We start from the raw sequence: 20,483 nt of genomic DNA, 5'->3' as shown, positions 1-20,483 counted from the left end.
ATCCGCATTCACTTGTGAGCTGGAGACGTGTGTAGCTCAACACCCAATGCACGGATCAATTTCAGAACTGTGTCATACCTAGGTTTTGCTCCAAGAGCCAACGCCTTGTACAAGCTCTCCCTTGCTAATCCGGTGTCTTTTGCAAGTTGCGTCATTCCTCGAGCTTTCGCTACATCGCCAATGGCGATGAGAAAAACATCTGGGTTTTCGTCTTCTAGCGCGGCGTTCAGGTACTCTACGATAACTTCCTCGCTATCGAGATATTCAGCCGCATCAAATGTCGCGAGTTTCTTTTTCATGCCTTAACCCTCATAATCCTTAAGCAAAGCTTTGGCCAGTTTGATGTTACTTTTCTGTGTCGATTTATTTCCACCGCAAAGCAACAGGTAAACCACATCACCTTTGCGCGACTAATAAGCCCGATAACCCGGCCCGCAATGAATTCGCATCTCAGAAACACCTTCGCCTACGGGTTCACAATCACCGAAATTTCCTGCTTCAGCTGAGCGAACTCTTGAAATTATTCGAGCTTTCCCGATCGAATCACGCAATGCTTTAAGCCATGCGTCAAATTCTGATGTGCGTTGAAATGAGTTCATTTTGAGAAGCGTATCCGAACGGATACATTCAAGCAAGAATTGCTATGGAAAACTCTAACGTTGGAGTTGACCGGCACGCACCGGCAGGGCGCCACGAGACGTATGCTCACCTGCACGCCTCGCGGCACCCTGCCGCTGCGTGTCCGTGTCGAATGACCTGTCAGGTCGCGCGCCCCCGGAGGCATGCATGGAGCTCATGGCCTATAGATATGATGCTCTTCAGAAGCCGATCGTACTCGGGCTCCAGAACGTCACGCAATGATGCCGCCGGATAGCGGACACCGTTTCGTTCAAAAGCGGAGACATGGAGTTCCCTGATCTTCGGTTTGGTGCCGGTCCAGTCCTCGTTGTACGCGGCACGCACGACGCTCCGATGCTTGCTCATATTCGCTACTGCGGCAAGCCGCTTCCAGTCCGAGCCTGATTGAAGGGCTGTAAGCGGAGCAGACAAACCAGAGAACTCCTTGTCCTTCTTTAGGCTGGCCGCAACCCGAGGAAGTGAAATCTCAGGGTCCTTCAGTGCACCAGGCCTAAGGTTCTGCCCGGCTCCGAAATACACCGCGTGAGCAAAGATGTCGGGGATGGCGTGAAGGCTTTGGATGGCGGCTAGCGCATGGGCACCGGCTTTAACCATGAAGACGTTGAACGCCAACTCCTTCTTCTCTGCACCTGCGACGTGAAGCTCTAGGATCGTTCTTGCTCCTGAGAGGTGTCGCCGCTCGAAGTCCTTCGAAAGCCGCATTGCTTCGCGGAAATGATACGAGGAGAACGCCTTTCTATCGTTGACAGCACGTGAACTCTCGCGGAAGAGCGTCTCTTGCTCCCGTCCGAACTGGCGCCTTACCAGCGAGCTCGTGTCTTTGAGATCCCAAGGCTCCATTGCGCGACCTAACGTTTAAGCTAAGGGGCTGGCTTTAGCCAGTCCCAGTGAGCGAAGCGAGCGATTTGAGCGCATTGTTAGGCGAACTATTCACCTGTTGCAATATGCTTTCGGTCGGCTGTTCGTGTTAACCGACCTTCCTTCATTAGTAAACCAATAATGCTGTAGCTCAGATAGTCTTTTGAACCACCACCATAGTCTGACTGTAGGCCAAGATATTTTGCGGCATCCGAGTTTGAAATTCCGTGCGGGTTTGCCTTGGCTAGCTCCATTACGGCGGACTTCATGAGCTCAAGCGCCATTTGAGCTTTTTCATAACACCCGTCAGGGATGTTTGCTTTTATTTTTTTGGCTAATATTCTCTGTGTTCGGACGAACTTTATTTGTTAATAATCCACCCTGAGAACGAATTCCGAACGCTGAAATTAACTCTGCTTCAATTTTTAAAGCTTGCTGCTCCGTTAAGTTATCAGCAATTATTGTGTGTATCACTTCGTGTCTCGATTCTTGTATTTTTTTAATTACCGAGCTTTTTTCTGATTCATCAATTTTTGTGTGATGTTCCCAAGCACGATTACCCGTTCCTTTACCGATATAGAAAGGCTTAGATGGCTTTTCTGTTGGGTCTTTAAGTGCATAAACGTAGAACGGATTTTGGGCCATGCTGGTTTGCCTAACTAAATTTGTCGAAGAATAACTGCGATATCCATTTATCCGAACATCACCCCGAGCACTACCCGACCGACGGAGCCCTTTGTACAACTTGGCGATTGAGTGTGGCGTAATCAGCACCTTGAACTCATTTTCTTGATACACCATGGCCACCGCATGCCCTAACAGCAGCGTGGCGTTGAAACACAAATTCACAGTCGTTTTAGAATGTAAATTACCCAGTATTCCAAGGCAAGCAATCGACCCAAACTACCTCTGCTTAATTAACAAACAATGCCTTGAACCCCCCATAAATACTTGTTTTAGCCAACAAACAAATATGCACATCCCCGCATTTGAGGGGTGACGCAAAAGATCAGTTCAGAAGCCAATGCAAAAGATATAAATTCGACAAACTGCGTTGAATCACATGGGCACCAGTTTGTGAATATCGCCAAACTTTCTAATTCGTCTAGCCACTGGAATAGCAATCGCCATTCACCGCGGGGGTTTATTGCCCCGGAAAAATATCAAGCCGCAGGCACAGGCCCTGTCAAAAAACCGTGAATTGGATCGCTAAGTAGAGGTAAGGGCACACGGCGTGGCAGCGTGTTTCAATTTATTAAATGACTGTAGATACTGCGTAACATTCATAAAGTATGTTATTACACTAACTATATTCTGAAGCATCGCAGGTCTGCCCCAATGAATACCCGACTACAACACATGCCCGCCCAAAGCGAGCACTTCCTGCGCACACCTTTTCTGGCGGGCAGCGACATTGAATCCAAACGCGGCGAGCTGTTGCAGTACTTTCACGCAAGCTTTGATCGGTATGAATCGCTGTTTGAGCTACTGACCTGCGACGAGGCCTATTACAAAAAGCCAATCAACCTGCGGCACCCGCTGATTTTTTACCTGGGGCACACAGCCACCTTCTTCATCAACAAATTCATGTTGACCGGCCTGATCGACAAGCGCATCGACCCGCGCCTGGAATCGATGTTTGCTGTGGGTGTGGATGAAATGAGTTGGGACGACCTGGACGATGCGCGCTACGACTGGCCCACCGTGGACGAAGTACGCGCATACCGCCACAAGGCGCGCGAGGTGATCGACAACGTAATTCGCAACACGCCCTTCACCTTGCCGATTGGCTGGAACGACCCGTTTTGGGCCGTGGTAATGGGTATTGAGCATGAACACATTCACCTTGAAACCTCGTCGGTATTAATGCGCCAGCATGCCTTGCACTATGTGAAGCCACACCCAGCCTGGCAACCTTGCCGAAGCACGGGCGTTGCGCCGGCGAACACCCTGGTTAATATTCCTGCGGGCCGCGTGGTGTTGGGGCGTACGTTAACCGAACCCATCTATGGCTGGGACAATGAGTACGGTCGCCACGAGGCCGATGTACCTGCGTTTCAAACCGCTCGCCATTTGGTCAGCAACAGCGAGTTTCTGGAATTTATCAATGCGGGTGGCTACACCAACAATCAGTATTGGGACGGCGAAGGCGCAGGCTGGAAAGAATTCACCAAAGCGACGCACCCCACCTTCTGGGTACCCGACAACACCGTGCAAGGTGGCTGGAAACTCCGATTGCTGGCTGAAGAAGTGCCCATGCCCTGGAACTGGCCCGTGGAAACGAATTACCACGAGTCGCGGGCCTTCTGCTGCTGGAAAGCCGAACAAACCGGCCAGCCGGTGCGCTTGCCCACTGAGGATGAATGGAACCGCATTTACGATCATGCGCAGCTTGCCGAAGTACCGAGCAACACGCGCGCCAATGCGAATTTGCACCTGGATTATTGGGCATCGAGCTGCCCGGTGAACCACTTTGCGCACGGCGAGTTGTTCGATGTAGTTGGCAATGTGTGGCAATGGTGTGAAACGCCCACCTACCCGTTCGATGGTTTTGATGTGCACCCGATTTACGACGATTTCACCAGCCCTACTTTTGACAATCGCCACAACATCATCAAGGGCGGCAGTTGGATTTCATGCGGCAATGAAAGCCGCCATGCCTCGCGCTACGCATTTCGAAAACACTTTTTTCAGCATGCCGGGTTTCGCTATGTAGTCACCGACACACCGGCCACCAACCCGTTGTCGACCTATGAAAATGACGCCTTGGTGTCGCAGTACGCCGAATTCCATTATGGCGACTCGCCATTGGGTGTGCCCAACTTCGCCAAGGCGATGGCTGATTTGGCGATTGCTGCCCACCAAAAACATGGCAACGGCCTGCTTGGCAAAGCACTCGACCTGGGTTGCGCCACTGGACGCTCCAGCCTTGAATTGGCCCGCGTGTTCAACAAGGTGATTGGCATTGATTTCTCAACCTTATTGATTCAGGTCGGCATTCGCCTGAAAGAAACAGGCACCATTCGTTACACCTTGCCAGACGAAGGCGAACTTCTGAATTATTACGAGCGCAGGCTGGATAATCTTGGCCTTGCCGACACAGCCGGCAAAGTGGAGTTTTGGCAAGGCGATGCCTGCAACCTGAAAGACATTCACACTGGCTTTGACCTGGTTCTGGCGGCCAACCTGATCGACAGGCTGTATGCGCCCCGCCGCTTCTTGAATGAAATTGCCAGCCGCCTGAATCCCGGTGGACTGCTGGTGCTTGCATCGCCCTACACTTGGATGGAGGAATACACCAAGCGCGAGGAATGGATAGGCGGATTCAAAAAGGATGGTGAATCGTATGGCACCCTGGATGGCTTGAAAGACATTCTGGGTGAACAGTTCACGTTGGTGGAAGGGCCACAGCCTGTGCCTTTCGTAATTCGCGAAACGCGACGCAAACACCAGTACACCTTGAGTGAACTGACGATGTGGAAGCGCAATGAGTGAACCATTGAATTGATCAGTGGCGCGGCTGGCGGGGATCGAACCCACGACCCTTGGCTTCGGAGGCCAATACTCTATCCACTGAGCTACAGCCGCGCAGGAAGGCGTTAGTGTACACCAGCGCCCGTATCTAGGATACTGGAGGTATATATCCACCGTACTGTTGCTATAAAAATGAAATTCGCCGCTATTCTTCGCTCAAAAGCGCTGATTATTCCGCTTCTTGTCATTGTTTTGTTTTATTTGTTCGCTTGGGCGGGCCTGCCGCGCCTGGTTCACTGGCAAGCCGAAAAGCAGGTACTTGAACGTTCAGGCCATGTGTTAAAAATGGGTCTGCCTGAACTGAACCCCTTCACATTAACGCTGAGCGTGCCCAACCTGAACCTGAGCACGCCCGAAGGCGAACCGCTTGTAGCGTTCGACCAGTTGTACCTGGACATTTCCGGCACTGACCTGTTCAAAGGTTTGATCGCATTAGACCAAATCGACCTGAAAAACCTGAATATGAATGTTGCGCTGCTGCCGGAAGGCCGGCACAACTTCAGCGCCCTAATGGACGCTTTTAAAAACGATGAGCCCGAGCCTGAAGACAACACCGAGCCGCCAGCATTTTTGCTCAGTCAGTTGATTATTTCCGACGCGGTTATCGACTTTCATGACCGCCGCAAACCCGATGGCCTTAAAACCCGCTTAGAACCATTAAACCTTGAACTGCGCGACCTGGCCACGCGTTCTGAAACCGACGGCGCTTTTATTTTGAACGCGGTAACCGGCCTGGACGCCGAGCTAAAGTTGCGCGCTCAAATTCAGTTGGCCGACCCCTCAGTGGTGGGTGAAATGTCGCTAATCGGCTTGAACATTGCCAAACTGGAACCGCTTCTACAACCGCTGTTGCCCACCGCCCCACCGGCTGGCACTGCCGACCTGTCGCTGAATTTTGATGTGAACCTGGCCGAGCCCATGGCTCAACCCGCAGCCGAGCCCACCGCCAATAGCAGCGAAGCGTCGCAGCTAAAAGTATTGATCAACAATGTGAACGCAGAGGTGCGCGATTTCGCCATTGCGGCCAAGCAACAAGGGCAATCGGCTTCAGCGCAGTTTGCCAAGTTGAACATCAACAATGGCAGTTTTGATTTGCAAGCCAACAAGGCCGAACTGGCAGGTATTGTGTTGGCCGGTTTGCAAATGAGCCACGCCAACAAAGCCAAAGCCCTCGCCCTGAACGCCATTGAAGTAGGGCCGATTACTGTTGACCTTGCCAAGCAACATGCTGAAGTAAACAGCGCCACCGTGAAAGGTGGGCAGGTGAATGTGAAACGCAATGCACAGGGCGAACTAGACCTGATGGCGGCGATCAACGACTGGATTCCAACTGCAAAACCGGCAGCAGAACCGAAGGCCAAAGAGGCCGATGAGCCCGCCAAACCCTGGACCTATGCCGTGAATACGGTTGCAGTTTCCGGCATTAACGCAGCAATTGCCGACGAATCGATGAAGCCAACGTTGAGCATTGGTTTGAACAACATTGCCGTGTCCACCAGCGGAGTGACCCAGAACCTGAACAAGGCCCTGCCCCTGAAAGCCAGCCTGGACATTCAAAGCGGCGGCCGCATTGCGGTAAATGGCGATTTAACGCCCGCCACCGCAGCCACGCAATTGAATGTGGAAGTTAACGAATTGTCTTTGAAACTTGCGCAGCCTTTCATAAGTCAGTTTGCAAAACTGGACCTTGCAGCAGGCACGGTTAGCACCAAGGGCAAAGCCACTTACAACGCCAAGGAACAAGGCTATGCAGGTAGCCTGACTGTGGCCAGTTTGCGCCTGAATGAGGCAGGTAACAAAAAGTCGTTTCTGCAATTCAACAGGCTGTCCACCCCGGGCTTCACAGCCAGTGCAAAGGGTGTGAATATTCAGCGCCTGACACTGGATGGTTTGGACACAGCGCTGCTGATTGCGAAAGACAAATCCACCAACATCAGCCGAATTCTAGTGAACGAGGAAGAACCAAAATCCAGCACAGTACCTTCTGAAAAACCTGCGGCCACGTCCCCGGCTTTTGCAGTGAAAATTGATCGCTTCAACCTTGCCAACAGCGAGCTGGATTTCGCGGATGAGTCACTGTTCATTCCGTTCGGCACACGCATTCACAGCCTGGAAGGTGTAGTAAATGGTTTGTCGAACAAGCCCGGTGCGCGCGGTGAACTGGTGTTGAAAGGCGCGGTGGATGAATATGGCGAAGCCGATGCCAAGGGTTCGCTGAACCTGCTCGACCCCACTGCATTCATGGACATTGCAGTGAAATTCACCAACGTCGAAATGAGTAACCTGACCGCATATTCCGGCACGTTTGCGAACCGTAAAATTGAAGCTGGCAAATTGTCACTGAACCTGAATTACAAAATCGACAATCAACAACTAAACAGCACGAACCAGGTGATCGTGGACAAACTGAAATTGGGCGAACGCGTGCAAAGCCCGCAAGGCCGCGACCTGCCTCTGGAACTTGCGGTGGCCATACTGGAAGACAGCAATGGGCGCATCGATTTGGGCTTACCCATTACCGGCAATTTGAACGACCCACAGTTCAGCTTTGGCGATATTGTGTGGAAAACAATTGGCAATGTGCTGACCAAAATTGTAACTGCACCCTTCCGCGCACTGGGTGCTTTGTTCGGGGGCAGTGCTGGCGAGGAAATTGGCAAAGTTGCGTTCAACCCTGGTGCCAACACGCTAAGCCCTTCACAACGTGAAAGCCTGAAAAAGCTGGGTGAAGCACTGACCACCCGCCCCAACCTTGCACTGACCGTGCAGGGCACCTGGGCACCAGCTGACAAAACAGCCATTCAAAACCTGCAAATGCGTCGCGCTGTAGCCCAGCAAGCAGGCGAGAAATTGCAGGCCAATGAAGACCCTGGCCCCTTGGCCATGAACGGTGAAAGCACACAGAAAGCCATTGAAGACCTGTTTGAAAAGCGCTTCGGCGGCGGTGAGTTGGCTTCATTGAAAAGCGGCTTTAGAACGGCCAACCCCGGTGAGCTGGAACAAGGCTTGGCTGGCAAAGCTTTGGGGCAAATTACAAGTTTGTTCAAGGACACCCGCGAGCTAAGCGCCGCAGAAATAAATACACTAAAGGGCAAAAACTTTTACGCCGTACTAACGCAAAAGCTGCAAGATGCTGAGGAAGTAACCCCCGCGCAATTGCAGGCCCTGGCCACACAACGGCAAGATTTGATCAGCAAGGCCTTGGCTGCAACCGGCGTGTCGGCTGAACGGCTGAAGGTGGACTCACCTAAAGAAACCAAGGCCACTGAAGAGAAAACCGTGCCGATGGAGCTCGGAGTGGCTGTTAATAAATAAAACTATTGGACATGCCAAGGGTTGACCACGTTCAACCCTGCAGCTTTAAAAGGTGCCTCATCCCGCGTGGCCACTGCGAAATTGTGCGATTTTGCAATGGCCGCGATATAACCATCGGGAGTTGGAAAGCCCCTTCCAGCTGCGCGCGCCGCGACAGCCAGGTCGGAATGATGCAGAGCGGCATCAGCGTCAAACGCCAGAATACGGCCAGCAAACATATCCACAATGCCATTTAAAATTTGGTTCAGCTCGTTCTTGCGCCGACCTGCCGACAAAACACCGATTCCAAACCGAAGTTCGGCCAAAGTGATGCTGCTCAAGTAAAGCGTGTCGGCAGCTTGTTTGTCGAGCCACTCAATCACAGCGGGGTTGGGTTGGACCCTCATGGTTTCAGAAACAACATTGGTGTCGAGCAAGATCATTCAAACCTCAAAGGCTCGGCTGCTGACTTGTCTCGCGTTTTTTCCATTGCCGCCGCTTCATCATTTGTCAAACCGCTTTTACGGGCCAACTCTGCCAAGGCTGTTCCCAAACGGATACGTTCAGGCGGACACACCGTGGACTGAAGAATGGCGCGAATTTCCGCTTCAGTACTGCGACCATGCTGGGCAGCGCGAACACGAAGAGCGCGATGAACCTCTTCGGGAAGATTTCTAACAGTGACTGTCCTCATGACTTCACCTCTTGATTAATGACATCATTGATTGTATATTATACACAATGCTATCACCACTCAGCAATCACACATTCAAGCCCGCCTTGCTGGCCAGTACCTCGCGTGTAACCCTTATGAACTCCCGGGTTTTGGCGGGCATGGGGCTGGCATAAGGGCACACAGCGAATATGTCGGCTGGCGCGCCAGCCCAGTCGCCCAGCACGCGCACCAGTGCGCCGGTTTTCAGTTCTTGCTGAATGTCCCATTCAGAACGCAGCAGCACGCCCTTGCCTTCCAGTGCCCACTGCACGGAAACATCGCCATCATTTGAACTCACCGGCCCGTGTACTTTCACCGTGGTTTCCTGTTTGCCATTGCGCAATTGCCAGTTGTTGAAGGTGTGATTTTCCTGGCGAATCACCAGGCAATGGTGCCGCGTTAAATCAGCCGGGTTGTTCAACGCGCCTGCGGTGGCCAAATACGAGGGCGCTGCACACAATATGCGCCGGTTGCTGGCCAGCTTTTGCGCAATCAGCCTTTGGTCGGGCGGTTCACCGAAACGCACAGCCAAATCAAAACCCCCTTCGATCAAATCAATGGGGTGGTCGGTAAGCTCCAGAATCACTTCCATGGCGGGAAACTGCGCATGGTAGGCCGACACCACATTGGCCACATGCTTGCGGCCAAAACCCAAACTCGCATTCACACGCAGCTGGCCACGCGGTGTGTCTTGCCCGGCGCGCAGGGCAGATTCAAGTGCGTCAATCTGGCGAAGAATGGTTGCACCTTCCGCAAGGTAGCGTTCACCCTCGGCACTCAAACCAATGCGTCGCGTGCTGCGGTGTAGCAGGCGCACGCCCAGTCGTTTTTCCAGCGCCGCCAGGCGACGGCTGACCGCAGGTGGAGTGACGTCAAACGCCATTGCCGCGCTGGCCAGGCTTTCGTGGCGCACCAATTCGCTGAAAAATGCCAAATCCGACAACTGCTTCACCAGCTTGCTCCTTGTCCAATTCGTGTGTATTTGTTAATAATATTTTAAATATCGCGCCATTGTAGTAATTTTTATAACGAATACACTGGGGCCTTCCTCATTCAACAGCGCACCCACCCATGTCTTGGCTCGCCCTACCCGATTTGCTCCTTATCCTGTCGCTGGGCGCGGCTTTGGGTTTCTTTGGTGGACTGTTTGGCATTGGGGGCGGCATTATTGCAGTGCCGCTTTTTATCATCGGGTTTGGTATGGACCAAGCCCTGGCCCAGGGCACCGCGCTGGTGTTGATGGTGCCCAACCTGCTGATTGGCTGGTGGCGCTACCACAAGCACCACCACATGCCCTGGATTGCGGTATTGGCGATTGGCATCAGCGCCACCATTACCACCTGGTTAACCGCCAAGCTGGCAGTGCAGCTTGATCAAAACGTGCTGCACTGGATATTCAATCTGTTTGTGCTGGCAGTTGGGTTTCGCATGCTGATGCTGCGCAAGAATCCAAGCGATGGAAATACCCTTTCCAACGAACCGCGCACTGTCACCATGCCGTTCGTGGGTGTGCTGGGTGGCACCAGCATGGGCTTGTTGGGCATGGGGGGTGGCTTGGTGGCCACACCCCTGTTAACCAGCGTGTTCAAGCACACCCAAACCACAGCACAGGCCTTGTCGTTGGCCTTGGTGGCACCCAGTTCCGTCATGGCGCTGACCACCTATGCCAATGCCCACCGGGTAGACTGGGCGCTCGGCCTGCCCCTCGCATTTGGCGGATTATTCACCGTTTCTGCGGGGGTGGCGATTGCGCATTATCTGCCTGAAAAAGCACTGCGCCGAAGCTTTGCGGTGGTCATGATCATTGCGGCAATCTGGCTGATTGTGCAATCACTGCACACGCACTAAGCTTTTCCGGTAAGAATAGAGGCTTCCTGCAACTAGCCTTTCCCGCCGAATGAAGCTGGCAGCCCTGTTCCGTTTCGTGTTGTTTGCCACCTTGCTTGGCCTTGCGTCCAACGTGTGGATGGGCGAGCGCGCAGAGCAACTGCAAACCACCCAAACCGAACTGCTGACCGAACGCCTGAACGCGATCAACGAGTTGCGCCTGGTTCAATCCGAATTCGATGCGCTGCAAACCATGGTGGCGGCCTACACCGTGGGCAAAAACAGCCAGCACCTGGTGAACTACTACGAGCTACTGGATACCCACGCTGGCGAACGTGTTTATGAGTACCCGGTGAACAATGTGTACTGGAACAAGTTGATCGCGGGCAGCACAGATCGTGTTGAGTTGATCTTGGCCAAGGGCCCAACGCTTGAAGAAAGGCTGCTGAACCCGGAGCGCCTGGCGCCACAGCTGGGCAGCCAGTTGAAGGAATCGGTAGACAGTATTCTGACGCTAAGCCGCAAACTTCGCGAACGTGAACAAATTGTGTTTGCGCTGACACAAGGGCTGTACGACCCTGTTGCCAAGCGATATGTTTCAGAAGCCGAGGTGCGCGACGACCTGGCCATTCAAATGCTTTTTTCGGAAGAATACCTGGGCATGACCAATGCCGTTCGCGCGGAAATTCAAGGACGGATTCGTGCGGTGGAATTGGGCTTTCAGGATGTGATTACAGAACAAACGGACAACATTAAAACGACGGCCAATTTTGATTTGTATTTGGGTGTATTGGTTACGCTGATGGCCTTGTTGGGCTTGGCGATGTTGCAGCGTTTCGTCGTTGAGCCTTTGCGTGACTTCAACAAAGCGAGCGAGAAAATTGCCAAAGGCAATTACAGCGTGCAGTTGCCTGAACCCAAGTTCGTCACGGAAATGGTGAACTTGTCCAAAGGATTTGCGGTGATGGTGGGTTCGTTTCGCCGTGAACTGGAACAGGGCGATGCAGCCCGCGAAGCACAATTGGCAGCGCTGGAAGCCAAAATGGGCCGTGAACGTGCCGAGGCTCAAGTTGAAGCCCGGGGGCATTTGCTGGCAAACATGAGCCATGAGATTCGCACGCCCATGAATGCGATATTGGGTATGACGGCACTGACCCTGAAATCGAATTTGCCCGAGCAGGAACGCAATTATTTGTTGAAAGTACAAGACGCTGCGAAGTCGCTGCTTGGCCTGCTCAACGACATTCTTGACTTTTCCAAAGCCGAAGCAGGTATGGTGGAATTTGAACAAATTCCATTCACTTTGGACGAAGTACTGGCCAATTCTTTCTTGGCGGTTCAAAGTCAGGCAGCCAGCCGGCATTTGGTCTTGCTGAACGACATTGCGCCGGGTTATTCAGGCCAGTTGGGCCGCAGCCTGGTGGGCGACCCATCGCGCCTGCGCCAAGTGCTTAGCAACCTGTTGAGCAATGCAGTGAAGTTTACTGAGGCGGGGTCAATTCGGGTGTTTTCAAAACTGCAAACCCGAAGCGACAATTTGCTTGATTTAAGAATTGAAGTGCACGACACCGGGCCCGGTTTAAGCAAGTCGCAGCTGGACCGTATTTTTCAAAAATTTTCGCAAGGTGATTCCAGCATTAGCCGCGTGTATGGTGGAACGGGTTTGGGTCTAAGCATTGCGAGAGAACTGACTTTACGCATGGGTGGCGAAATTTCAGTTGAAAGTGCACAGGGCCAAGGCAGCTGCTTTTGGTTTTCCGTGCCGCTGACTTACGACAGCGATATTTTTCTGGAACCCATGCCGCTGGCCTACCAAACTGGCCTGTTGATGCAACAGCCGGGGCAGGTGGCCGATTGTGTGCAATCCGTGCTTGAATCGACAGGCCTGCAGCTGACCAAGGTCAGTACGCTGGGGGCCTGCCTAAGCGAACTGGATACACAAAGTTTTGATTGGGTGCTGCTGCAGTCGGATCCCTTTGAACCAAACCACCCCTTGCCCAAGGAACTGCTTGAGCATTTGAGCAACCCGGCATTGCGCATTGTGGCCATTGATCGCGATCTACTGGCAGCCGACAGTGCTTTGCTTCAACTGCTGCCCAGCGATTTAAGCAAACGCCTGATTCACCTGCCGCACCCTTTGCTGGCACAAGACATATGCACCACGCCATGGGGTGAAATAGCCGTGCCCACATCACGGGGCATTGAGCAAGACGCCCGCCTGACTTTGCAAGGCAAGAAGGTGTTGGTGCTGGAAGACCACCCGGTGAATCAGGTGCTGATTCGCACTTTGCTTGAAGCAGTGGCGCTGAATGTGACGCTGTGCGAAAACGGACAACAAGCGATGACTTTGCTGGACACCAACGATGCGCCAGATTTCGACTTGATTATTACCGACCTTGAAATGCCGGTCATGGATGGTTATCAATTCACTGCATGGCTACGCGACCAAACACGTTGGATGGACACGCCTTTGCTGGGTTTAACGGGCCATGCTTTTTCAGAAACACGCACACGCTGCATGGACCTGGGCATGACTGATTTTATTACCAAACCCGTGGAAGCAAATGTGCTCTACGGTGCTTTGATGGACCTATTGGACACACAAGCCACCATCGACTTTGAACCACCGCCATTGCCGGCCATTCCCTCACTGTTTTTAAAACACTGCGCGGACTTGCCTGACAAACTGCTGGGACACCTTCAGCAACTCGACGAGGTGGCTTTTGTTCGGGAAATTCATTCCATGGTCAGTTTGCTGGCACTGCTGAATGAAGATAGCCTACATCACAGCTTTCGCGAATTCGAGCAGGGTTTAAACACGCAGACGCTAACCGCACGCGAGGTGCATTCGCAAATCCGCACGGTTTGGCCTACATTGGTTCGGAAGTACGCTGAACTGGCTGAGAGCACCACCCCCCACTAGGGGAAACCAACCCCCTGAAAAGGTTAACCTCCCCGGAAACGGTGAACCCTCACCTATGCGATGCCAATTCAATCCTTGTCAGCCCACAATCATTAAACGATCAACGGCGAGGTATTGGATTCACCATGACCATTCGAGCACCCTACCGGGTTCTGCACAGCAGCCCATACAAAAAATACTCGTTCGAGCGTGAGGTGTTTTTCGAGACACTGGGTGCCTGTTGGGCTTTGAGTTCACGCAATGTGTCAGGGCTGTTTGGCATGCAGTTGCAAATCGATTTAAGTCGGGTTCAATTGTTGTATGGCGTGCCCAGTGCTCATCTGCCTGAACCGCTGTTGTTTCAAATTCTGACAGTGTTCCAATCGCGCCCCCGCGTGGGCCTGCATACGCACCACCTGCATGCTGAGCACAATGCGTTGGAATTGCTGGAGGACATGAATGAATCCGACTTCCTGAACTTCACCACAGGTTTTCAAGATGCGGTGAGTCAAATTCTGGAACCTTTGGACTGCTGGACCAAAGAATGCCAACAAGCCCATTTGGCCTTGAAATATTACGGACTGAACCTGGTTGAAAGCGGCATGCGCGAATCGAAATTCAAACGCACGTACGCCGACTTGTTGGTGAATTATTTATTGACCACACAGCGTGTGTTTTTACAGGAAAGCAGAACCTCGACTTACAACATTTAGTTGAGCTGTTTTTGCCGCAAGTGCTGGCGCAGCACCATGCGCAATTCAAGGAACACATCAGGGTCGTTCAGCAAGGTCATGTGATGCTTTTGCGCGAAGGTGACCCGTTGCGCACGGCCTGTATCGTCCGCCAATGCGGAATCGGGCGTGACAAGGCCATCACCAACCGTGGTGTTTAGCCAGGACGAAGTGTGATCGCCAATCGTTGACCCAATCAAGTGAAACATCACTTCCTGACCACCCTGTGCTTGCAAAGCGCCCAGCCCGTCTTTCAAATCACGAATACCTCTTGAACGCACGCCCAACACCTTGCCAATCGGCTTGGACAATTCAAATTTTCCAAACAGCTGTTCGCCCGCTGCAGCCAGCCGAGCCAACGGTGCACCCGCATGGGGTGAGCCCAGACACACCACGTCACGAATGGCGCGTTTCAGGATAATGTCGTCATCAGTTAGCGCTTCAACCACGGCTCGGCTTACCAATCCACCCATGCTGTGGCCCACCAAAGTAATGCCTTCAACGGCCACTGGCCAGTTGCGCACCAGCTTGTTCAACAGGCGTTTGAACTGACGGGCATTTGCATCGATGTTGCGGCCTGTGTTGTATCGCAGGTAAATCGAGGTCACAGGAAACTCATCTTGCAGCTTGTCGCCATAGGGGCGCGTGGCGGGCTCGCTGGGGTTGTAATACATCTGCCAGCTGTCTTCGTTACAGCACAGGCCATGCACAAAAACAATCAAATGATTTTTCGCATTGGGAAACTGGGCCATTAGCGAGGCCTGGTCTGCCGCCAAAGCCTGGCCGTTCGCATACAAATTCATGCGGACTTGCATGGGGTTGCGCGTGGCGGTTAAGTGGTCGCCAAACACACCATTGATGGCACTGGAAATGGCAGAAACCCGCTTGTCGGTTTTCGCATTCGGTGCAGTGGGCATGGGCAGGTGGTCCACCTGGTCCATCAATTCACCGCCCATGGCCTGATCGATAATTTGTGGCGAGGCCAAACTTTGATTGGCTTGGCGCACCACCCAGGCTGCGCCTGAAAACACACCCTTGCCCGCTTCGCGCACCGCGCCATAGACCAGGTCGGTAATTTCGTTGTGAATGGATTCAACCGGCTTGCTGGCATTCAAGGTGGCCGCGCCCACAGCTTTAAACGGCATGTCGCTGATGGCGCGGTGAAGTTCATGCACCCGAGTGGCAGCCTGTGCAATGGAGTCGCCCACGAAGTTCAAGGTGCCTTCGATTTTCTCGCCGGTGCTGGGTTCGGTTTTTTTGTTCATGGTCTGTCTCCGCCATGGAATGCATATTGTGTGGTGTGCAATTTAGTGCACAAATGTACACTTATTATTTTTTTAGCGCTAGAAATTCAACTCTAACGCTTGGGTTCTCTGCCTGCTATTTGACCGTTTTCGACAAGCCAAAGCAATAGGCCCAATACAGCAGCGCAATGAACAAATACCCTTCCAGATAAAAACTGCGCCACTGCACGTCGCCTGCCAGCGCCAGGGTTAGCGAGCCAGTTAATTCGAACAAGGCCACGATGGTGACCAGTGAACACTCCTTGAACAAGGTAATGAAGCTGTTGATAAGGCTGGGCAAACACGCCTTGATGGCCTGTGGCAACACCACCTGCACATTGCGCTGTACAACATTCAAACCCAACGCCTTGGCCGCCATGGCCTGGCCTTGGGGTACTGCCTGCAAACCACCGCGAAGCACTTCAGCAAGGTAGGCAGCGCTGAACAAGGCAATGGTAAACAGCACGCGGGTGAACAAATCGAAACCATCGCCGGGTAACCACAAGGGCAATACAAAAGCCGCCAAAAACAGCACTGTAACCAGTGGCAAGGCCCGCAACAATTCAATGTAGGCAATACAAAAACGGCGAACCGGCGCGAAGGTAGATTGCCTGCCCAAAGCCAACAACAGCCCCAACGGAAAGGCCACGCCAAAACCCACGGTGCTTAAGATCAGGGTGAGTGGTAAACCACCCCACAAGGCGGTGGGCACTGTGGGCAAGCGAGCAAAGCCGCCGTGAAGCAACAATGCGCTGGCAGGCAGCAAAACCGCCCACAGCGTGAAAGCTGTTTTGGGTTTGAACACCCGCGCCGCCGTGGCAAACAGCAACAACGACCACACCACCAGCACCATGCCCGCACGCCACTGCTCGGCCGCCGGGTAGCGGCCAAACAAGATGACCCGCCACTTTTCAGCCACCACACCCCAGCAGGCACCCTGCCCGGCGGCTTGTTGGCAGGCTTGCAGATCAGGCCGAAATACGGCGCTGAACACCGCCCAATCCACCAACGCCCACACCACGGGTGCCAGCAACAGGGGCAGTGCCACCCACAAAAAGCGGTTAAGCACCACGCTGGCGTTCACAGTACCCCCCGGTTCACGCGGGTGTTCAACACATTCATCAGGCCGGATGCCACCGCACTAAGCAGCGCATAGGTGAACAAAATAATGAGCACGCATTCAACCGCCTTGCCACTTTGGTTAATTGCTGTGTTGGCCACCGACACCAATTCCGGATAACCCACCGCCACACCCAGCGAGGCATTTTTCAACAGGTTCAAGTACTGGTTGGAAAGTGAGGGGACCATAACCCGCAAGGCCAAAGGCAACACCACATGCCGTGTGGTTTGCGCAGGGTTCAAACCCAAAGCCAAGGCGCCCTGGCGCATGCCCGGCTTCACGGTCTGTATGCCGGCACGCACCACTTCAGCAACAAAAGCTGCGGTGTACACAACCAGTGCAAGAAGGACGGCCAGGTATTCCGGGCTAAGCACCCAACCCCCTTCAATCGAAAAGCGCCCGCGCACAGGTGTTTCAGAAAACGTGGGAATGGCCAGACCACTTTTGCTGATGAACACAGTGTCGCCGATAGACCAAGCCTGGCTGGCAATCGGCAAAAACTGGGTAATGGCAAAGTAAATGGCCAGCAGTTGAAGCAACAGTGGAATATTTCGAAACAGGTTCACATAGCCCCTGCACAGCCCCTTGAGTAGCGGGTGCTGCACCAGCTGGCCCAGCCCAATGAACAAACCCAGCAAGGTGGAAAGCAGCAATGCAGGCAATGCCACCTTCAAGGTGTTCAACAAACCCGCCAACAAAATTTGCCAGTAAGGCGAATCGAAGGCCACTGGCCACCAGCCTTCGCTAAGGCCAAAGCCCGCAGGGTCGGTTAAAAATTCAAAGTTCACGCGGTGCCAGCCTTAGCGCAAAGGCGGGGCGTACATCAGCCCGCCTTGGGTCCACAGGGCATTCAGCCCGCGTTCCAGCTTCAAGGGCGATTGCTTGCCCAAATTTGCATCGAACACCTCGCCGTAATTGCCCACTTGTTGAATTATTTTCACCACCCAGTCCTGCGGCAAACCCAGTGGTTTTCCCAGGTTTTCAGCTCCGCCAAGAAACCGCTGTACGGCCGGGTTTTTGCTGTGCAAAGCTTGTTCAATATTGGCTTGCCCCACACCGAGTTCTTCAGCTTCGATCATGGCGAATACCACCCACTTCACAATGGCGAAAAATTCATCGTCGCCGCGCAACACGGCTGGGCCAAGGGGTTCTTTGGAAAACACTTCAGGCAACACGGTGTAAGCATCGGGCTTGCCGCTTTGGCTGCTTTTCAAACCAATCAACGCCGACACATCGGTGGAAAACGCCTGGCACCGGCCACTGAAAAAAGCTTTGTAAGCCGCCTCGAAATTGTCGTACACGATGGCTTTGGCCTTGATTCCTTGCATACCCAAGTAGGTGCTTAAATTTTTTTCATTGGTGGTGCCTGACTGCACGCAAATTTCCGCACCGTTCAATTCTTTGGCGCTTTTTACACCGAAATGCGTGGGCATTAAAATGCCTTGACCATCGAAATAAGTGATTGCGGTGAAATGCACATTCAAGCCGGCATCGCGGCTAAGGGTCCAGGTGGTGTTGCGCGAAAGGATGTCGATTTGCCCCGCCTGCAACGCGGCAAAACGTTGTTGTGAACTTAAGGGCGTGAATTCCACTTTCTGTGCATTGCCCAAAACGGCGGCGGCCACCGCACGGCACACCGAAACATCAAGACCGCGCCATAGACCATCTGCACCCAATGCAGAAAATCCGGCCACCCCGCTGCTAACGCCACAGCGCACAGCGTCGCGTTTGTGAATTGCATCAAGCACCGGGCCTGCATGTGCAGTGCCAATCATGCTGAAACCCAGAAAGGCTGCAACCATGAAATTCAGCCATTTCATGGTGCGCCACCTGCGGCATAGGCACCACTTACTTTCAATTGCAAACGGCCCAAATACTCCTTGATGGCTGTGGTGCTTTCTTCAAGTGCCTGCGGTTTTGGCAGCCATTCCCAGACGGGGCGCTGTTCATACAACACCCGAATGTCGGTGCGCACCGGGTACACCGTGAAGCCTGCTTTTTCAAACCACAACACCGAGCGACCCATGTGAAATGCTGAAGTTACCAATGCAATGGTGCGTGCATCAGTACCCAACATTTCACGGGTGCGCAAGGCGTTCTCGAACGTGGTTCTCGAGCTGCTCTCAATCACCATTGCGCTGTCGGGTACACCCATGTCGGTCATGAAAATTCTCATGCCATGGGCCTCGGCTTCGCGCCTTGGGTCGGCAGAGAACTGCCCACCGCTTAACACCACACGTTCGGCCACCCCTTGCTTGTAAAGACGCGCGCCTTGCCACACCCGATCACCCGCGTCATTCAAATCCGGTAAAGTTCTGAGTCCTTCATAACGCCCCTCCAGGCCCCCGCCCAGCACCACGATTGCATCCACTTTGGCAGGCAAGGGTCGGCTAATTTCCAGCGCGGTGGCTTCATTTTCCAAGCCGCCCAGCATGGCATCACTTACCCAAGGCAAGCTAAATACCACCAACTGAACATGCGCCAGCACCAACACACGTTTGCGCCACTTGCGCCCGCCAAACAAGCCCAAACCAGCCAATGCGCACAGGGCAAGCCACAAACCCAAAGGGCTTAACAACCAGATTGCATATTTGGTAAGTTCTGCCGCCACGGCACCCTCCGCAATTGAATTCAAGGGAACATTGTAGACGTGTCACCCCCTGTACTTGCGCGCTACACTGTTTTACTTGTTCACTCCTGACTTGAAATCATGCCCTTTCCAAACCACGAACTCAGCATGACCGTGCTGATGACCCCCGACATGGCCAACTTCAGCGGCAAGGTGCACGGCGGGCATATTTTAAAATTACTGGATCAAGTGGCCTACGCCTGTGCAAGCCGCTATGCAGGTATGTATGTGGTTACCTTGTCAGTAGACAGGGTGCTATTTCGCCAGCCCATCCGTGTGGGCGAACTGGTGACCTTTCTGGCAAGCGTCAACCACACAGGCAATACCTCGATGGAAGTGGGCATCAAAGTGGTTTCTGAAGACATCCACAAGGGCGTGGTCAGCCACACCAACAGTTGCTTTTTCACAATGGTGGCCATGAATGAAGACGGTACACCCGGCAAAGTACCCCCGTTTGTACCGACCACGCCCGAAGAGAAAAGACGCGCCACAAAAGCTGAAATGCGCAAGGCGTTCCGGATAGAATATGAGCATAAAATGAATGCTCTGTAACCAATTTTTGCCGCGGTACTTCCATGGATTTAAGTAGTCTTGCTTCTGAAGTTGAACTTGAATCCACCCTGGATCGCGTGTGCGACGACAAAGCACTGTTGGTGGAATTGCTGGGGATGTTGGTCGATGACTTTAAAGGCGAACAGGCTGAGTTTATTGCTCACCTTGAAAACGAAGATTACCCTTGGCTGCGCAGCAAGGCGCACCACCACAAGGGCATTGGCGCCAACCTGGGTTTGTTGAACTTCATGGCTGCGGCGAAAAGCCTGGAAACATTTGCCCAATTGGCCAATCAAGCAAAATGCAAAGAAGCCTTTCAAGAAATGCTAAACACCGTACTGCACGTGGAAGAGCTGTTAACAAACCTAGCTGAAAAATAGACTGCGCAATAACCAGCAC

Annotated in this window: 19 protein-coding genes, 1 tRNA gene and 1 pseudogene; 7 read left to right on the top strand and 14 right to left on the bottom strand. The window is 53.1% G+C overall.

Annotated features, from left to right (window positions below; translation table 11 throughout):
- Positions 1-8: 8 nt before the first annotated feature.
- The 5 genes and pseudogenes from NSP04_RS12300 to NSP04_RS12280 all read right to left on the bottom strand — a co-directional run bounded on the left by NSP04_RS12300 (position 9) and on the right by NSP04_RS12280 (position 2,142).
- On the bottom strand, positions 9-299 hold the full coding sequence (locus NSP04_RS12300) for an addiction module antidote protein (protein ID WP_257512643.1): 291 nt from the start codon (positions 297-299) through the stop codon (positions 9-11).
- Positions 300-302: 3 nt separating this feature from the next.
- A pseudogene (locus NSP04_RS12295) lies at positions 303-599 on the bottom strand (type II toxin-antitoxin system RelE/ParE family toxin).
- A gap of 160 nt (positions 600-759) precedes the next feature.
- Positions 760-1,479 (bottom strand): hypothetical protein, encoded by a 720-nt coding sequence (locus tag NSP04_RS12290; RefSeq protein ID WP_257512642.1) that lies wholly within the window; start codon positions 1,477-1,479, stop codon positions 760-762.
- An 86-nt stretch (positions 1,480-1,565) separates the two neighbouring features.
- Complete coding sequence (locus NSP04_RS12285) at positions 1,566-1,766, bottom strand: hypothetical protein (protein ID WP_257512641.1); 201 nt, start codon at positions 1,764-1,766, stop codon at positions 1,566-1,568.
- 37 nt (positions 1,767-1,803) lie between these two features.
- A complete protein-coding gene (locus NSP04_RS12280; protein WP_257512640.1) occupies positions 1,804-2,142 on the bottom strand; it encodes a GIY-YIG nuclease family protein in 339 nt (112 codons plus the stop codon).
- A 693-nt stretch (positions 2,143-2,835) separates the two neighbouring features.
- Between NSP04_RS12280 and ovoA the strand changes: the two genes are divergently transcribed.
- Positions 2,836-4,992 carry a 5-histidylcysteine sulfoxide synthase gene (ovoA, locus tag NSP04_RS12275; RefSeq protein WP_257512639.1) on the top strand — a complete coding sequence of 719 codons (2,157 nt, stop codon included), beginning with the start codon at positions 2,836-2,838 and terminating at the stop codon, positions 4,990-4,992.
- Positions 4,993-5,009: 17 nt separating this feature from the next.
- Here ovoA and NSP04_RS12270 read toward each other — a convergent pair.
- A tRNA-Arg gene (locus tag NSP04_RS12270) sits at positions 5,010-5,085 on the bottom strand.
- 78 nt (positions 5,086-5,163) lie between these two features.
- Here NSP04_RS12270 and NSP04_RS12265 point away from each other — a divergent pair.
- Positions 5,164-8,346, top strand: coding sequence for a DUF748 domain-containing protein (locus NSP04_RS12265; RefSeq protein ID WP_257512638.1), 3,183 nt, complete (start codon positions 5,164-5,166; stop codon positions 8,344-8,346).
- A 2-nt stretch (positions 8,347-8,348) separates the two neighbouring features.
- Here NSP04_RS12265 and NSP04_RS12260 read toward each other — a convergent pair whose 3' ends face one another.
- The 3 genes from NSP04_RS12260 to NSP04_RS12250 all read right to left on the bottom strand — a co-directional run bounded on the left by NSP04_RS12260 (position 8,349) and on the right by NSP04_RS12250 (position 9,992).
- Positions 8,349-8,768 carry a type II toxin-antitoxin system VapC family toxin gene (locus NSP04_RS12260; protein ID WP_257512637.1) on the bottom strand — a complete coding sequence of 140 codons (420 nt, stop codon included), beginning with the start codon at positions 8,766-8,768 and terminating at the stop codon, positions 8,349-8,351.
- Complete coding sequence (locus tag NSP04_RS12255; protein WP_257512636.1) at positions 8,765-9,019, bottom strand: FitA-like ribbon-helix-helix domain-containing protein; 255 nt, start codon at positions 9,017-9,019, stop codon at positions 8,765-8,767. Before NSP04_RS12255 ends, NSP04_RS12260 begins: the two co-directional genes overlap by 4 nt.
- A gap of 67 nt (positions 9,020-9,086) precedes the next feature.
- Complete coding sequence (locus NSP04_RS12250; protein WP_257512635.1) at positions 9,087-9,992, bottom strand: LysR family transcriptional regulator; 906 nt, start codon at positions 9,990-9,992, stop codon at positions 9,087-9,089.
- A gap of 119 nt (positions 9,993-10,111) precedes the next feature.
- Between NSP04_RS12250 and NSP04_RS12245 the strand changes: the two genes are divergently transcribed.
- The 3 genes from NSP04_RS12245 (at position 10,112) to NSP04_RS12235 (ending at position 14,482) form a co-directional block, all read left to right on the top strand.
- Positions 10,112-10,888 (top strand): sulfite exporter TauE/SafE family protein, encoded by a 777-nt coding sequence (locus NSP04_RS12245; RefSeq protein ID WP_257512634.1) that lies wholly within the window; start codon positions 10,112-10,114, stop codon positions 10,886-10,888.
- 49 nt (positions 10,889-10,937) lie between these two features.
- Entirely contained in the window at positions 10,938-13,790 is a 2,853-nt protein-coding gene (locus NSP04_RS12240) for a hybrid sensor histidine kinase/response regulator (protein ID WP_257512633.1), read from the top strand.
- Between the two features lie 125 nt (positions 13,791-13,915).
- On the top strand, positions 13,916-14,482 hold the full coding sequence (locus NSP04_RS12235; protein WP_257512632.1) for a hypothetical protein: 567 nt from the start codon (positions 13,916-13,918) through the stop codon (positions 14,480-14,482).
- Here NSP04_RS12235 and NSP04_RS12230 read toward each other — a convergent pair.
- From NSP04_RS12230 to NSP04_RS12210, 5 genes are all read right to left on the bottom strand, one after another.
- Positions 14,479-15,765 carry an alpha/beta fold hydrolase gene (locus NSP04_RS12230; protein WP_257512631.1) on the bottom strand — a complete coding sequence of 429 codons (1,287 nt, stop codon included), beginning with the start codon at positions 15,763-15,765 and terminating at the stop codon, positions 14,479-14,481. The two genes, NSP04_RS12235 and NSP04_RS12230, sit on opposite strands and share 4 nt — an antisense overlap.
- Before the next feature lie 115 nt (positions 15,766-15,880).
- Entirely contained in the window at positions 15,881-16,867 is a 987-nt protein-coding gene (locus NSP04_RS12225) for an amino acid ABC transporter permease (protein WP_257512630.1), read from the bottom strand.
- Positions 16,864-17,691 (bottom strand): ABC transporter permease subunit, encoded by an 828-nt coding sequence (locus NSP04_RS12220; RefSeq protein ID WP_257512629.1) that lies wholly within the window; start codon positions 17,689-17,691, stop codon positions 16,864-16,866. Before NSP04_RS12220 ends, NSP04_RS12225 begins: the two co-directional genes overlap by 4 nt.
- A gap of 12 nt (positions 17,692-17,703) precedes the next feature.
- The gene (locus NSP04_RS12215; RefSeq protein WP_257512628.1) at positions 17,704-18,723 is read right to left on the bottom strand and encodes an amino acid ABC transporter substrate-binding protein; all 1,020 of its coding nucleotides are present in this window, start codon (positions 18,721-18,723) and stop codon (positions 17,704-17,706) included.
- Entirely contained in the window at positions 18,720-19,514 is a 795-nt protein-coding gene (locus NSP04_RS12210; RefSeq protein ID WP_257512627.1) for a YdcF family protein, read from the bottom strand. The genes NSP04_RS12215 and NSP04_RS12210 overlap by 4 nt, the downstream gene beginning before the upstream one ends.
- A 99-nt stretch (positions 19,515-19,613) precedes the next feature.
- Here NSP04_RS12210 and NSP04_RS12205 point away from each other — a divergent pair, with 99 nt between their 5' ends.
- Positions 19,614-20,084 (top strand): acyl-CoA thioesterase, encoded by a 471-nt coding sequence (locus NSP04_RS12205; RefSeq protein WP_257512626.1) that lies wholly within the window; start codon positions 19,614-19,616, stop codon positions 20,082-20,084.
- 23 nt (positions 20,085-20,107) lie between these two features.
- Entirely contained in the window at positions 20,108-20,464 is a 357-nt protein-coding gene (locus tag NSP04_RS12200; protein WP_257512625.1) for a hypothetical protein, read from the top strand.
- The last annotated feature ends 19 nt before the right edge of the window (positions 20,465-20,483 follow it).

The organism is Limnobacter parvus (assembly GCF_024623725.1).
Taxonomy (GTDB): Bacteria; Pseudomonadota; Gammaproteobacteria; order Burkholderiales; family Burkholderiaceae_B; genus Limnobacter; species Limnobacter parvus.
The sequence above is the reverse complement of the archived record's forward strand: the minus strand, read 5'-3'. Positions and strand labels throughout refer to the sequence as shown.

Bases quoted from the DNA above. Each gene is read 5' to 3' on its own strand.
- NSP04_RS12300 (WP_257512643.1), bottom strand. From the start codon at position 299: ATGAAAAAGAAACTCGCGACATTTGATGCGGCTGAATATCTCGATAGC.
- NSP04_RS12290 (WP_257512642.1), bottom strand. From the start codon at position 1,479: ATGGAGCCTTGGGATCTCAAAGACACGAGCTCGCTGGTAAGGCGCCAG.
- NSP04_RS12285 (WP_257512641.1), bottom strand. From the start codon at position 1,766: ATGAAGTCCGCCGTAATGGAGCTAGCCAAGGCAAACCCGCACGGAATT.
- NSP04_RS12280 (WP_257512640.1), bottom strand. From the start codon at position 2,142: ATGGCCCAAAATCCGTTCTACGTTTATGCACTTAAAGACCCAACAGAA.
- ovoA (WP_257512639.1), top strand. From the start codon at position 2,836: ATGAATACCCGACTACAACACATGCCCGCCCAAAGCGAGCACTTCCTG.
- NSP04_RS12265 (WP_257512638.1), top strand. From the start codon at position 5,164: ATGAAATTCGCCGCTATTCTTCGCTCAAAAGCGCTGATTATTCCGCTT.
- NSP04_RS12260 (WP_257512637.1), bottom strand. From the start codon at position 8,768: ATGATCTTGCTCGACACCAATGTTGTTTCTGAAACCATGAGGGTCCAA.
- NSP04_RS12255 (WP_257512636.1), bottom strand. From the start codon at position 9,019: ATGAGGACAGTCACTGTTAGAAATCTTCCCGAAGAGGTTCATCGCGCT.
- NSP04_RS12245 (WP_257512634.1), top strand. From the start codon at position 10,112: ATGTCTTGGCTCGCCCTACCCGATTTGCTCCTTATCCTGTCGCTGGGC.
- NSP04_RS12240 (WP_257512633.1), top strand. From the start codon at position 10,938: ATGAAGCTGGCAGCCCTGTTCCGTTTCGTGTTGTTTGCCACCTTGCTT.
- NSP04_RS12235 (WP_257512632.1), top strand. From the start codon at position 13,916: ATGACCATTCGAGCACCCTACCGGGTTCTGCACAGCAGCCCATACAAA.
- NSP04_RS12230 (WP_257512631.1), bottom strand. From the start codon at position 15,765: ATGAACAAAAAAACCGAACCCAGCACCGGCGAGAAAATCGAAGGCACC.
- NSP04_RS12215 (WP_257512628.1), bottom strand. From the start codon at position 18,723: ATGAAATGGCTGAATTTCATGGTTGCAGCCTTTCTGGGTTTCAGCATG.
- NSP04_RS12205 (WP_257512626.1), top strand. From the start codon at position 19,614: ATGCCCTTTCCAAACCACGAACTCAGCATGACCGTGCTGATGACCCCC.
- NSP04_RS12200 (WP_257512625.1), top strand. From the start codon at position 20,108: ATGGATTTAAGTAGTCTTGCTTCTGAAGTTGAACTTGAATCCACCCTG.